Source organism: Tardiphaga sp. P9-11 (assembly GCF_008329525.1).
In the GTDB taxonomy this organism is placed as follows: domain Bacteria; phylum Pseudomonadota; class Alphaproteobacteria; order Rhizobiales; family Xanthobacteraceae; genus Tardiphaga.
Genome location: NZ_NPKQ01000017.1, coordinates 1 through 14,157, shown reverse-complemented (window position 1 = coordinate 14,157; position 14,157 = coordinate 1). Strand labels below are relative to the sequence as shown.

12 protein-coding genes are annotated in these 14,157 nt (G+C 59.7%); 10 read left to right on the top strand and 2 right to left on the bottom strand.

Annotated elements, in window-relative coordinates:
• Nucleotides 1-12 precede the first annotated feature (12 nt).
• From CIW50_RS28230 to CIW50_RS28200, 7 genes are all read left to right on the top strand, one after another.
• Complete coding sequence (locus tag CIW50_RS28230; RefSeq protein ID WP_149534479.1) at nucleotides 13-870, top strand: branched-chain amino acid ABC transporter permease; 858 nt, start codon at nucleotides 13-15, stop codon at nucleotides 868-870.
• Nucleotides 871-874: 4 nt separating this feature from the next.
• Nucleotides 875-2,095: a substrate-binding protein gene (locus CIW50_RS28225; RefSeq protein ID WP_149534478.1), complete on the top strand. Its 1,221-nt coding sequence runs from the start codon at nucleotides 875-877 to the stop codon at nucleotides 2,093-2,095.
• A 71-nt stretch (nucleotides 2,096-2,166) separates the two neighbouring features.
• Nucleotides 2,167-3,198, top strand: coding sequence for a branched-chain amino acid ABC transporter permease (locus tag CIW50_RS28220; RefSeq protein WP_149534477.1), 1,032 nt, complete (start codon nucleotides 2,167-2,169; stop codon nucleotides 3,196-3,198).
• Nucleotides 3,199-3,200: 2 nt separating this feature from the next.
• On the top strand, nucleotides 3,201-3,935 hold the full coding sequence (locus CIW50_RS28215; protein ID WP_149534476.1) for an ABC transporter ATP-binding protein: 735 nt from the start codon (nucleotides 3,201-3,203) through the stop codon (nucleotides 3,933-3,935).
• On the top strand, nucleotides 3,928-4,629 hold the full coding sequence (locus tag CIW50_RS28210) for an ABC transporter ATP-binding protein (RefSeq protein WP_068734624.1): 702 nt from the start codon (nucleotides 3,928-3,930) through the stop codon (nucleotides 4,627-4,629). The genes CIW50_RS28215 and CIW50_RS28210 overlap by 8 nt, the downstream gene beginning before the upstream one ends.
• A gap of 253 nt (nucleotides 4,630-4,882) precedes the next feature.
• Nucleotides 4,883-5,623, top strand: coding sequence for a Crp/Fnr family transcriptional regulator (locus CIW50_RS28205; protein ID WP_149534475.1), 741 nt, complete (start codon nucleotides 4,883-4,885; stop codon nucleotides 5,621-5,623).
• A gap of 10 nt (nucleotides 5,624-5,633) precedes the next feature.
• On the top strand, nucleotides 5,634-5,825 hold the full coding sequence (locus CIW50_RS28200; RefSeq protein WP_149534474.1) for a hypothetical protein: 192 nt from the start codon (nucleotides 5,634-5,636) through the stop codon (nucleotides 5,823-5,825).
• 110 nt (nucleotides 5,826-5,935) lie between these two features.
• Here the strand turns inward: CIW50_RS28200 and CIW50_RS28195 are convergent, their stop codons facing one another.
• Nucleotides 5,936-6,208, bottom strand: a complete 273-nt coding sequence (locus CIW50_RS28195) for a hypothetical protein (RefSeq protein ID WP_149534473.1) — start codon at nucleotides 6,206-6,208, stop codon at nucleotides 5,936-5,938.
• A gap of 250 nt (nucleotides 6,209-6,458) precedes the next feature.
• Here CIW50_RS28195 and CIW50_RS28190 point away from each other — a divergent pair, with 250 nt between their 5' ends.
• From CIW50_RS28190 to CIW50_RS28180, 3 genes are read left to right on the top strand one after another with little or no spacing between them, the layout of a single operon-like run.
• Nucleotides 6,459-8,000 (top strand): cytochrome P450, encoded by a 1,542-nt coding sequence (locus CIW50_RS28190; RefSeq protein ID WP_149534472.1) that lies wholly within the window; start codon nucleotides 6,459-6,461, stop codon nucleotides 7,998-8,000.
• Nucleotides 7,997-10,063, top strand: a complete 2,067-nt coding sequence (locus tag CIW50_RS28185) for a hypothetical protein (protein ID WP_149534471.1) — start codon at nucleotides 7,997-7,999, stop codon at nucleotides 10,061-10,063. Before CIW50_RS28190 ends, CIW50_RS28185 begins: the two co-directional genes overlap by 4 nt.
• Nucleotides 10,064-10,069: 6 nt before the next feature.
• Entirely contained in the window at nucleotides 10,070-11,653 is a 1,584-nt protein-coding gene (locus CIW50_RS28180; protein WP_149534470.1) for a Dyp-type peroxidase, read from the top strand.
• A gap of 20 nt (nucleotides 11,654-11,673) precedes the next feature.
• Here the strand turns inward: CIW50_RS28180 and CIW50_RS28175 are convergent.
• Nucleotides 11,674-14,157: ATP-binding protein (locus CIW50_RS28175; RefSeq protein ID WP_149534469.1), on the bottom strand; the 2,484-nt coding region annotated here is incomplete at its 5' end.

Sequence of the window (14,157 nt, the reverse complement as noted above, 5' to 3'; positions counted from 1 at the left end):
CGGTGATCGCGCATGGATAATCTGATCATGGCGGTCTTCGAGATCGCCAGTTTCGGGGCGATCGTCGTGCTGGTCGTGCTGGGGCTGGGGATCATCGCCAGCATGATGGGCATCTTCAATTTCGCGCAGGGCGAGTTCGTTCTGCTCGGGGCCTATGTAACCTACATTGCTTACACCGCGGGTTTGCCCGTGTGGGTCGGTATGATTGCGGCGCCATTTGTCGTCGGTGCGTTAGGCTTCGTGCTGGAACGCCTCATCGTCCGGCGCTTCTATGCCGCGCCGATAGTCGCCATGCTCGGTACCTATGCGCTTGGGCTGATCATCCGCGAGATCGTGCGTGGCCTGATCGGTGGGTTGTATCTGTCGGTACCGGAGCCGGTCGGCGGTTCGGTGACCATCGGCGGCATGCATTTCTCAACCTGGCGTCTGGTGATCATCGTGATCACCGCACTGGTGATGGCAGGGAGTTATCTGCTTCTGGCGCGCACCGCCTTCGGCCTGCGCATCCGCGCTTCGCTGGAAAACCCGGCGCTGGCGCGGGCCTCCGGCATTTCGACCAACGCAATCTATGGTGCAACCTTCGCCTTCGGTGCCGCGCTCGCAGGTCTGGCCGGCGCGCTGATCGTGCCGGTGTTCACGCTATTCGCCGATCTCGGCATCCGCTTTCTCATTCAGGGCTTTGTCGCCGTCATGGTCGGCGGCATCGGCTCCTTTGCCGGACCGGTGGCTGGCGCAGGCCTGATCGGCACGCTGAGTGCGGCGCTGCCGTGGGTGATTTCGCCCGTGATCGCCGACGTCGCGGTATTCGTGCTCGCCATCATCTTCATCAAATTCCGGCCGCAGGGCCTCGTTGCAGGAAAAGGGGTTTAGTCCAATGTCCCATGACGCCAACGCTCTCAGCCGCCGCCGCTTTCTCGGCAATGCGGCGCTGTTCGGTACGGCCGTCGCCACCGGCGCCGGCAGCTGGGTCATCCCGGCAGGTTGGGCGAACGCGGCGGCCGGACCGATCAAGGTCGGCGTCGGCACCGATCTCACCGGGCCGATGGGCTATGCCGGCAATGCCGACGCCAATGTAGCCAGGATGGTGATCAAGGACATCAACGATGCCGGCGGTCTGCTTGGCCGCCCGCTGGAACTGCATATCGAGGACACTGCGTCCAATGAATCCGTCGCGGTCGGCAATGTGCGCAAGCTGATCCAGCGCGAGAAGGTCGATCTGGTCATCGGCGGTATCACCTCGTCGATGCGCAACGCCATCAAGGACGTCATCGTCTCCCGCGGCAAGACGCTCTACATCTATCCGCAGCTCTATGAAGGCAAGGAATGCACGCCCTATTTGTTCTGCACCGGGCCGACGCCGGCGCAGCAATGTGATGAATTCATCCCCTGGCTGATCAAGAATGGCGGCAAGAAGTTTGCGCTGCCCAGTGCAAATTATGTCTGGCCGCATACGCTGAACGTCTATGCCCGCAAAGTGATCGAGGCCAATGGCGGCGAGGTGGTGTTCGAGGAGTATTACCCGCTCGACCAGATCGATTTTTCGTCGACCGTGAACCGCATCATTTCGAACAAGGTCGATGTCGTCTTCAACACCGTCATTCCGCCAGGCGTCGGGCCGTTCTTCAAGCAGCTCTCCGAAGCAGGCTTCCTCAAGAATGGCGGGCGGCTCGCCTGCGTCTACTATGACGAGAACACGCTCAGCATCAATCAGCCGGCCGAGATCGAGGGCCTCGCAAGCTGCCTCGATTACTTCAAGGCGCTGACGCCGGAAGATCCGTTCAGTGCCAAGCTCCAGGCGGCCTACGAAAAACAGTTCCCGGGCAATTTCCTGTTCGCGGCTGGCAGTGCCGCGACCGGTACCTATCGCGGCCTTAAACTGTGGGAGGCGGCCGTCAAGGAAGCCGGCAGTGTCGATCGTGATGCAGTTGCCAAGGCGCTCGACCATGCCAAGATCGCCGAAGGTCCGGGCGGCCCGGCCGAGATGGTTCCCGGTCAGCGGCACTGCAAGATGAAGATGTACACGGCGGTGGCCAAGGGCGGCAAATACGAGGTCGTCGCACGCAGCGCCGGTCTCGTCGATCCCAAGGAATGCTGAGCCGATCATCCGAACCTCGCGGGAGTGACCGATATCACTCACGCTTCTCTTTCTCTCATGCTGGCGACCTGATGACCGAGACGACGCCACTCTCTGCCGTATCTCTGACGCGAGGCATCAGCGCATCGCGCCAATGGCGGGTGCTGCCGATGATCGAGATCGCAGTGCTGGTCATCGGCCTGCTGCTGCCGCTGGTGCTGCAGGATTATCTCACCGTCTACGCCACACGCGTGCTGATCCTCTGTCTGTTCGCGCTGTCATTCGACCTGGTCTGGGGCTATGCCGGCATCATGAGTTTCGGCCAGGCCGTGTTCTTTGGCTCGGCCGGGTATGGCGTGGCGCTGCTGGCGCGCGATCTCGGCATCACTTCGATCCTGCTGGTGCTGCCTGCAGGCATTCTGATCGGCTTCGCCTTCGCGCTGCTGCTCGGGGGCTTTCTGCTGCTTGGTCGCCATCCCGCCAGCGTCATCTTCGTGGCACTGGGCACGCTGACCGGCTCCTATGCCTGCGATCGTCTGGCGCGGGGGTGGTATTATCTCGGCGGCCAGAACGGCATTCCCTCGATCCCGCCGATGACAATCGGCAGCTATGAGCTCACTGAGGGACCTGCCTATTACTACATGGCCATCGGCTTCCTGATCGTGGTCTATCTGCTCTGTCGTTTCCTGATGCGCTCGCAATTCGGCCTCGCGCTGGCCGGACTGCGCGAGAACGAACAGCGCATCGCCTTCTTCGGCTACAAGGTGCAGCACCTCAAGGCGATCATCTTCTCGCTGAGCGGGGCTATCGCCGGGCTCGCCGGCAGTCTCTATGCATTCCACGAAGGCTTCGTCTGGCCGAATATGCTGGGCGTGGTGATCTCCACCCAGGTGGTGCTCTATGTATTGTTCGGCGGCTCCGGCACGCTGATCGGCGCCGTGATCGGCACGGTCGTCATTGAGGCCGTTAGCTTCTGGCTGTCGAACAGCTATCAGGACATCTGGCCGATCATTCTTGGCGTATTGCTGCTGCTGGTTATCCTGTTCCGTCCCGCAGGACTGGTCAGCCTGTTGTTGTCAGAGCGCGAGCGCGTCGGCAGCTTCGGCCGTCCGGGGAAGCGATAGTCATGACGCTTCTGGAAGCAAAAGGCCTCATCAAGATCTTCGGCAAGCTCACGGCGCTGAACGGCGCCGATCTCACCATCGCTGCCAATGAATTCCACGGCCTGATCGGCCCCAACGGCTCCGGCAAGAGCACGCTGATGAAATGTATCGCCGGCGCCGAGACACCGACGCAAGGCACCGTCACTTTCGGTGGCCACGATATCACGCAGGCCTCGCCAGCCGAGCGCGCCCGTGACGGTATGAGCCTGAAATTCCAGATCACCAGCGTGCTGCCGGCGCTGACGCTGTATGACAACATCCTGCTGGCATTGCAGGCGCAGACATCGCTGCTCAATCTCGCGCTGTCGCGCACCCGCGGCGTGCTGCATGACAAAGTCATGGCGATGCTTGAACAGTTTCGTCTCGTCGATCGCGCCCACGAGCCGGCATCCGCTCTGTCGCACGGCCAGCAGCAATGGCTCGAGATCGCCATGGCGCTGGCGCCGGAGCCGAAACTGTTGCTGCTCGACGAGCCGACCGGCGGCATGAGCCTGGAAGAGCGGCGCGTCACCGGCGAATTGTTGCAGCCGATCAAGGCGCGCTGTTCGCTCGTCATCGTCGAGCACGATCTCGATTTCATCCGCGATATCTGCGACCGCCTCACCGTGCTGGATCAGGGCCAGATCCTGCAGACCGGCTCGGTGCAGCATGTGCAGTCGTGTCCCAAAGTTCAGGAGGTCTATCTCCGCCGTGCCTGACGATAAATTCCTCGATATCCAGTCACTCGATGCCGGTTACGGCCGCAGCCAGGTGCTGTTCGGCGTCACGCTCAGCGTGCCGTGGCGCGGCGGCGTCGCCATTCTCGGCCGCAACGGCGCCGGCAAAACCACGCTGATGAAGGCTATTGTCGGTGAGTTGCCGGTGCTCGGCGGTGCGGTGAGCCTCGATGGCCGCGATGTCGGCAAACTGCCGACCGAGCAGCGCATCCGCCGTGGTGTCGGCTATGTCCCGCAGGAACATTCGGTGTTCGCGAAACTGTCGGTGCGGGACAATCTCGCCGTCGGCGCGCTGACCAATCGCGACAGCGGGGCAGTCAACCGCGTGCTGGAGATCTTCCCGAAGCTCGGCCAGCGGCTCGACCAGTTCGCCGGCACATTGTCAGGCGGCGAGCGCAAGATGCTGGCGATCGGGCGCGCCATGCTGTCCGATCCAAAAATCCTGCTGCTGGATGAGCCGACTGAGGGCGTCTGGATCGGTGTCATCGAGGAAATTACCGAACGCCTGATCCTGCTGGCGAAGGACATTGCCGTCGTCATCGTCGAGCAGCATCTCGATCTCGCGCTTCGGGTAGCGAGCCGCGCTTACGTGCTGGATCGCGGCCGGGTTGCGTTGACAGGTTCGGCCGGCGAGATTCGCGACGATCCGAGATTGTTGCAGTATTTGGCGCCCTAGAGCCAAGCGAGATCGTTTGTACCTACCTCTTTGCAGCCTTCTTCAGGGTGAGTAATGACCGCTTCTGGCGCTAAGAAGTCATTGGTGTGAGTGCAAAACTCCTCGTCGCTTTCTGCCGTTATTCCCGGTAAATCCTGCGTTACTTCTTAAAGTCTTCATGGCAGGCTATGACTCTTGAGAGGGGGCTTCGTTTCATACTACCAGTGTGTCTAGCCTTGTTTTGAATATTTTTTGGCATGGAGCGGCACTTGTGATGGCGCGAGGCGTTTCTCAGATCAACCCCCGATTGTCGATACTACGCAGCCATCCATTTTTCATTGATCTCGATGCCAAGGCATTGGATCAACTATGCCGGTATGCGAGCTTCCGAAAGTTCAGACGCGGGGCGACCGTCTTTGTGAGAGGAGATCCCGGCAATAGTCTCTTCGTCGTGGTGAGCGGCGCTGTCAAAATGAGCGTCGCCTCATCTGAGGGACGTAGCGCTATCCTTAATCTTGTGACGAAAGGTGAGATATTCGGGGAGATCGCGTTGCTCGATGGGCTTTCGCGAACGGCCGATGCGATCGCTCACACCAATTGCGAGCTGATTGTGATCGATCGGCGCGACTTTTTTCCATTCATCGAATCCCAACCGGCACTGGCCGTGAAGTTCATTCACTTGCTTTGCGCCCGTCTGCGCTGGACAAGTGAGCAAGTCGAGCATGTCATTTTGCAGGATCTACCTGCGCGGCTGGCGAGCCTGCTGATCGGCCTGGCCGCGAAACACGAGCCTGCTGACGTCGGTCGTCCGTTTATCGTGACTCAACAAGAGATCGGCGAGATGGTCGGAGTGACCAGAGAAAGCATCAACAAGCAACTTCGTGCCTGGTCGTTGAAAGGGTGGATCCGTCTTGAGCCGGGCAGTATCGCCGTCCTCAAGCCGAAGGCGCTAGCAGCTGTTGCCGAAGCCGAGCCCGCAACCCTCGATGAGCCGGGGAGCCCGCTCAAGGTGTGATGTGGTTCATATGACTTCGCTGGTGCTTGGTCCATTAGTGGCCGGGCATCAGGAGGTATTCGGCATGACACCCGTCGACGAATTGGAGCAAACCTATCGCCGCATTTACCGGCGCCTCACGCTCGGGCTGTTTGTCCTCTATGGCGTCGTTGTAGTGCTAGCTGTTACAGTGCTGGTCGGCAACCCGATGAAAGTCTTCTAGACGCCGGACCGGTGGGCGCCCCCATCTCGAATGCGCGGCTCGTCTGCGTGTGGCGATGGTGAGCTTGCTAACGCGAAGGGTTGGTTCCCCTACAGGTGAGGGGGCTCCCGCTATGGGCTCGATAGGTCCGTGAAATCGTATGGGATGACGTTCACGCAGCGGACGGGCTGATTCAGCACGTGTTCGGCGGCCAGGGCAAAATCATCCGTGTGAACCGCTTCGATCTCCGCTGCGCAGGCTTCATTGGAGACAAAGACGTAGAGGACGTCCTCATCCATTCCTCCGACTTTCATACCCAGGCACAAGCGGTCGTAAATCCGCGGCCCCAGCAGACTGTTGAGCATGGCTTCGATGGCAAGTTGTTGTGTTGTCGTTGGTCGCATTTGGCCTCCATGAGGCTACTATGCGAATGATTGGACAGTTGTATGTGATCTAGTTCACTGACGCGGGGAATGCAGCAGCTAACGTGTCGGCCATGATGACGCTGGCCAGCAGCTGGTTGTTGCGGCTTGCAGGCCTGACAATAATCCTTATTTTGGCGAGCTATCTTCGATGGAATATGGATACATCTACAACTAAAAACACTCTTGTTCTATTGCTGAGCACTCCAACCCGAGCCGAATAGGCGCACCGATGCATGGGATTCGCGAGACCAAGGATCTGGCGCTGCCGGGAGACGGCCAGGATCAACATTCATTGAAACTATTCCGGGATCAAGTGGCCGGCGACGATACGCCGGATCGGTCGGCAACCGGCGTATCCGGCTCGAAGCTGGCTGATCCCAATGGACTTGATCCAGGTGGCGCCAGCGCTGTGGATCGCTTCGGACGGCGCATGCGTATGTGGGGCGAGCTCGTCAAATATCGGCTGTCCTGCCACGTGCTCTCCCATCTTCGGTTGTTCAAGGCGGTTTTCGCGGTGTTGCGCGTCGTGCGGCCCATCACGATCGTCGGCAACGTCCTTGTGGCGACAAAAGCCAGCGATGTACGCGAGGTGCTCGAACGGTTCGACGACTTTGAACTGGGCGACACCATCGAGTCCGGAATGCCCTGGGGACCGTTTCTGATGACGGTCGATGGACGAGAGCAGCATGCCCGCGAGAGGGAAATGCTGCAGAACGTAGTCGAGAAGACTGATGCCCAGCTCATCCGGACGATCGCTTCCGAGAATTGCCAGTCCTGCATCGAGGCATTGAAGGACTCGGGCCAGATCGACGTTGTCGCCGATCTGGCAGAGCCGGTGATGGTTGCCGTCCTGGCCGAATACTTTGGCGTCCCACCACTGAATGGAGATCGGCAGCGGATGGCCGGCGTCATGCGGAATCTGGCCGGCATCATTATGGTCAACCCGCCAGTTGGTTCGCTTCCGTGGAGCCGGTCTCGCGCCGATATCGCAGATCTGACCTGTCAACTGACGCAGCAGCTTGGATCCGGCGGTCCCACGACTGCCGCTGCATCGCACCCATCCATTCCCGCTCACAGCCTGCTGGCACGGTTGCAGCGCCGCCATGGTCAGTCGGGCAATCCTGCCTGGTTCGATGAAGAGTGGATTCGCTGCTATCTGACCGGGCTGGTCGCGACGGGTGGAGCCACTATCATCCGCGGTGTCACCCATGCCGTGGATCAGCTGCTGGAGCAGACCGGGGCGCTACCGCGTGTCCAGGAGCTGTCCGCCGCACTCGAGCGTGCGATCCACCACGATCAGACATCGGTCGCTATTGATGCGCCGAACGGCCAGCTCGCAGCGGCGCGGGAAGCGTTACGTGGCTGCATCTATGAAGCCATGCGGTTTCGTCCGATGCTGCCTTTGCTGGTGCGAACATGCCCGCGTGATACGATCATAGCCAACGGCACGCTGCGGGCGCGGCGAGTGCCTGCTGGGACGCTTGTCTTGGCACCGCCGCTGGCGGCCATGTTCGATTCCGAAGCATTTCCAGACCCGCTCAAATTTCGCGATCGCCCCATCGAGAGCTACTTTCATTTCGGCTTCGGGCCGCGCCACTGTTTCGGCAAATACATTGCTGACGTGGTCATGCTGGAGATCGTGCGCGCGGTGATGCGCCTGCCGGGTCTGGCGCGCGCGCCCGGACAGGGCGGTCAGGTCGGATATGACGGGCCAGCACCTTGCTCGCTGCGCGTGACGTTCGATGCGAATGGATCGGAGCCCGTCCATTGAATCCGGATTTCACAACGATCATCACGCCGATCGAACCGTCCAAAGTGGAATGGTGCAGGGGTTATCTTCGCGACAATGCTGACCCGCAGTTTGGCGGTGAGGCGGCGTTTCTTGAGTGCCGCCCATTGTTCCCATTCGACAAGATTGCAGGACTGCATTTTTGTAGTTTTGTCATCCTGGACGCTGCCGACGGGGTCGGGCCTTGTCTCGTATTCGAGGCAACGTTCGATGGCCCGAGAGCAGGTTTTCTGGATGAACTGTTAAAGTACGCACCAATTGGTTTCGACGAGGTCTACCGCCGGTGTGTCGGCTATCCGTTGTCAGGAACAACGACCCCAAATCTGGTTCGGGAGTATTGGGAGCGCCATGACGTCGGTGCGAATACGTTCTTTAGTGGCAGTCCCGGCCGCACGGTGGTGCAGGTTAAAGGTGAGAACAGCGTCCGGAAGGGAATCGTATCGTTTCTCTCGGCGCGATTTCTCGCCGATGCGATCTTGCCCGGCCGCCCGGCGGGGTTGCTCGATCTCGTGACACGAGAGTGCATCCGCGGCAGTGCCGACAATCGCTGGGCCGAGCAGCCGGCGCAATTGCCATGGCAGATGACGTTTCGAACCCAGATCGCCGGTGCGGCTGGTATCGTCGTTGCGCTGCTGGCATGCGCTCTGGGCGCACTCGTGTGCTGGGCTTTGGGCTATCGACCATCAGCGCTCTACGCGATGTTGCCGCTATGGCTTGAGACAGTCGGTCACGCAACGCAGCACCTCGATACAAAAGTATCTGCATTGCCATGGGTCTCACAGCTCACCGAAGTCATACAGCCGGCAACGCTGATTGGCTTAATGCTATTGAGCGTAATGTGGCTCGTGGTACGGGGGGCAGAACTCCTTCTCCGGAGTGCGAGCAAGAATACCCGCGACCAGCATCTATTTTGGCGCTTTCCGCTGCAACTGGCGGTCGTTACACGATACGCGCTGGTTGGTGTGCTCATCGGTGTAGTCACGCTCGCGGTCATCTCCGGCGTTGACAGATCACCGACATGGGCCGGGATATTGGTGGATGGTCCGAGTGGGATCTTAACGTCGTTGGGCGCGCTGCTGGTGGTCATGTTCCAGCTTGTCTGCATTGGGGGGCTGTTGCTCGTCGGTTGGTATTGCACAACATCGCTGCGGTTGATGGTCGAACTTCAGCCTCTCAGCAAGACGCGCGAAAACCTGCGGCGTATGGCATTGGACGTCCTCCAGTTCGCCATGCTCCTCTTGGTCTCGGTCGGCGTCCTGCTCGTTGCAGCGTTGCTGCCGGAAACAGTCATCAGCAACGTGGCTGGAATGGCCAGATCGCTCACGTACGGCTGGCTTCTGATGGTTCTTTTGGGGTGGAGCGGCGTGATGGCCGGCTATCTCGTTGGACTACTGGCCCTGTGCATGGTTGGCGCACTCGAATATCGCGACAGGACGACGCTTGAAAATCCGACGGGTCTTTTGACACGGGCCCGTGATAACGCGCACAAGTATGCGCGTGAGGAAGCCGGAATTAACCGGTACCAAAATCATCTGGCCAGTATCACCTGTGTGAAGCCGGGTGTCCTTCGATACTGGATCCTTCGAGTGGTCCTGTTCGCCGTCAATGCTCTCGCAAAATTCTGGTTCAACAAGGGTGAGCTCGGTGGCATCCCGACCATTCTTTCGGCGCGCTGGGTGTTAATCGATGGTGGCCGGCGTTTGTTGTTTCTCGATAATTTCGGCGGTGCCTGGGAGAGCTATCTCAATGAGTTCATCGATCTCGCCGCCGTGAAAGGGCTGAATGCGATCTGGACCAACACCTTCGTGAATGCGGCAGGGAATCGTTACGGTTTTCCGCCCACGCGCTTTCTGTTCTGGCAAGGTGCGCAGGATGCGCGACCGTTCAAGGCCTATGTGCGGCAAAGCCAGGTGGAAACCGTCGTCTGGTACGGCGCCTATCCCACGCTCGGTGTCGTCGGCATCAATGCGAACACCAATACCAGACAAGATCTGTTCGCTGCGTTGAGTTCCTCAGCTATCGATCGATTCCTCCAACGTCTTTGAAAAACCATGCATACGGAAAAAATTGAATGGCATGATGTGCAGGGGCTGCTGTTAAGCGGCTATCCGCAATTGCCATACTCCGCCTATGTGGCCTGGCACTTTCTTCCAGGCCAGCGGGAGGCTGCCAAGCGCTGGCTGCGCGATCTGGCCGAGCGATTGATGCGCGCGGACAGGATCGAGGCCGAAGGCGATGGTGCGCCGGATCTGCGGTTACCGCCGACGAATCTTCGGGCACTTAAGACCATGCGTGATGGCGATCGGACGGCGATCAATCTGGCCATCACTGCCAGCGGCCTCAAGGAGCTGGATCTCGACGAGCATCGGCTGTTGGACTTCTCCGTGGAATTTCTCGAAGGCATGGCGCCGAAGCCGACGTCTGGCAGACGGGTGCCCCGACGCTCCGGCCTTCTCGGCGACGCGGGAGAAAGCTCACCGTGCCGATGGGAGTGGGGTGGATGGGGGCCGTCCGCCGAGGTGCATGGCATGCTGTTGCTTTATGCATCCGAAGAACATGTGTTGCAGGCACTCGTCCAGGCGGAGCAGCGCGCGATGAACGGCATTGCTGACGTTGTTGTGACTGGTGACCAAGGTAACGGCCGGCCCGTCATCGTCCATGGCCGCCTCTATGACGATGCCAAGGAGCATTTCGGCTTCGTCGACGGCATCTCGCAGCCGATCATCGAGGGGTCGCCCCTGGCGATCCGGAGCGAGGAAAACGCCAAGAACGATAAAAAAGCCAAGTCTGGTCACTCCCCCGCGGGCAGTGGCGAAGGAGACAAGGTCCTGAGCGCAAAAGACCGCCGCATCTCCCTGGTCCAGCCAGGCGAATTTGTGCTCGGCTATCGCAATGAACGCCGGGAGCGTATCAGCAGCCAATCCGTGAAGCCCGGCTCCAATCTGCGCGATCTGCTGCGTAACGGAACCTACCTGGTGTTCCGGCAACTGGAGCAGGACGTGGATGCCTTCGAGAAATTTGTTGCTAGCCTCGCTATCCGAATGCATGGCAAAGCCGATGTCGAGGCGACGGAGGAGGTTGCGGCACGGCTGATCGGTCGGTATCGCAACGGTGCGCCGCTGGTGCGCGCCGGCGCCGATTCACCGCCGGCACCCGCACGAAATGATTTTCTTTACGCCTACGAAGACGAGTCAGGGATGGCCTGTCCGATTGGCGCACATATTCGCCGTGCCAATCCGCGCGATGCCATTGGCTCCGACCCGGATGTCGCACTGAAGCTATCCAAGATGCATCGCATTATCAGGCGCGGCCGGCCCTATGGGGCCAGGCGCGGCGAGCAGGACGAGACAACCGGTAAGGGTTCTCGGCGCGGGACAGCATTCATCGCGTTGAACGCCGATATCGCTGGTCAGTTCGAGATGATCCAGCATTCGTGGCTGAACAATCCTCAGTTCGGAGGACTGCCCGTCGGGACCGATCCGATTAGCCATGTTGCCCATGACGGAGATGAACTCGTCATTCAGCAGAGGCCGTTCAATCTCCATATCGAAAAACCTCGCCCCTTTGTCACGGTGCGCGGTGGGGCGTACTTTTTCCTGCCAGGTATCAATGCCATCCGCGCCCTGGCCGATTGAGCTCGCAGCCAGGGTCTGATTCAGGCAACCAAGGTGGCAAGGGCATCGTTGCAGAGCGTCGTGTAAGGCTGCATGGAGCACTGTTCGGCGAGACCGAGCGCTTCGCGATAGTATCGTTCTGCGGTGGTCGTGTTGCTCGTATCGAGAATATGGGCAATGTCGCCCAGAAGCTTCTTGGCGTAGACTTGCTGCGGCAATTCTCCGCGCTCTTCCGCGAGTGCTAGCGCTCTTTCAGCTACGGCTTTGGCTTCCTTGCTGCGGCCGGCGGCAAGGAAAGCACGACCTTGAGCGATGAACAGAAAGCGCCAGCCGAATGCGTGTTCAGCGAGCGGAATATCCAGCTTTTCAGGCACTGCGAGGATGTTGAGCGCGGATTCGACATCGCCCAATGCGAGATAGGCTTCGCCCATCCGGGACGCGAAGACCGGGTACATCTGTTTCATCTCAAGATCGAGGCATGTCTGCCAGCTCTCATTCAGCAGCGCGAGCGCTTCGACAGGGCGCCCTTGCGCGATCCTGAGCCGACCAAAAACATGATTAATGTTGGCGCGAGAATAAGAGTGGTTCGCCGCCGCCGCTAACAGCCTTGCCTCTTCTGCAAGAGTCTCCGCGCGAGAGTAGCCGCCGAGATCGATCAGCGAATCGGCCATGAAGGTTCGAAGCATCACGCTGGGAAGCGCAGCCCATCCAGCGCGCTTCTCGTCGATCTCCGGCGTTTCGATCGCGAGACATTTTTCGTGATACGCGAGCGACTGCGTGAAGTCGCCGGTTTCATGGTGGATGATGCCCACATTGTGGAGAGCGGCAAAGGTCAGGACAGGTTGGCCAATCTTCTCCGCAATCGACTGTGCCGTCCGGGCAGCGGTCATGGCTTCAACGTGATGGCCAAGTCTCCAGAGTGCGACTGTCAACTGACAATTCACCGCCGCAACCCGCCAGGGTTCCCCTGATTCTTCGGCCAGCCTGCGTGCCTGGCGCAAGACGTCGGCAATACGTTGATGCATGCCTAGTGGTTCGAGCGCCGTAATTACCGTCAGATGCAAATCTATTTCAGCGATGGTTTTCTTCGACGACCGCGGCCAATGCAGCAGCGTTTCGCGACCACGTTCGTAAATGGCGATCGCATCCTGATTGGCGCCGCGCTTGATTGCTCGACGGCAGCTCCGCAACTGATACGGAACTGCCTTCTGCCATAGCTCAGCGAGAAACGCGTGGTCGGCAAGTCGGTCGATATGTTCGTCAAGACGGTCAGCGAAGCGAAGCTCGATAACTTCGATCGCCTTGGCGTGGAGATAGCGGCGGACGCTGAGCAGCATCATGCCGTAGGCCACTTCTCTCGTGAGCTCATGCTTGAATGAATATTCGACGGCGCCGGAGGCGGTGGCCTTTCTGAGAAAATCCCCCGACTCCAGCGTCAGAAGACGAGGGGCCAGTTCGTCGGGATCAGTTCCGACCATGCCGGATAGCAGGATCAACGAGATGTCCTTGCCGATCACGGCGGACATCTGCAAAAGTGATTTCGTCGCTTGATCAAGCAGGTCGATACGCGACGCCAGAACGGAATGAATGGTCTCGGGGATTTCGATATTTGACGATCCATCGTGGACCTTGTAGCGGCCCGGATCGCCGACGATTACCCTCGTATCTTTGAGTGCCTGAGCCAGTTCCTCCACGAAGAGCGGATTGCCTTGCGCTTTCGCGAGGACACGTCGTCTGATGTAGCCCAGACTTCCGTCATCGCCCAACAGCGACACAAGCAGTTGATCACCGTCCGGTTCGCTCAGCGGCGTGATGTCCAGGCATTTAACCGCTCGGCCGGACCAGATGCGTTCGGGTCGTTGCGTGACGACCAGGAGGACCCGGGCGTTATCGAGCATACCCATGATACTGTTCAGAATGAGCTGGGTTTCGGCATCGACCCAGTGGATGTCCTCGATCAGGATGAGCAAGGGCGTCAACCGTTCCTGCGAGAAGACGAGCGCCTTCATGGCGTCGATGACCTTGTTGCGTCTTTCGGATGGCTCGAGCTTTTTCCAGTGTTCGTCCTCGCTGTTGAGATCCAGGAGCGAGAGGATGGCCGGAAGATGTGGGGGCAGATCTGGATCGAGGCGGGCAACACGGGTGCTGGTCCGGTTGGCAGCCGAGGCGGGGCTATCCTCAGCGCGGACGCCGAAGAGCTCGCGTATCAACGTGCTGACGGGATAGTAGCTGGAGTTGGCGTGTTGAGAAGCGCAGGTCGTTTGCAGGACGAGCCACTCTTCCGGAACGCTGGCGATGAACTCATGGACCAGACGCGATTTGCCAATTCCGGCAGGGCCGACAATGGTCACTGCGCGGCCGTGCCCCGCAGCTGCGCTATCCAGCAGTTTCTTGAGGGAATCTAATTCTGTCCGACGTCCGATCAGCGGACTGAGGCCACCGGATGAGCGGGCCTGCCAGCGCGTGCGTGGCCGCATCGACACCAGTTCATAGGTCTCGACCGGTTCGGCGACCCCTTTGGCTTT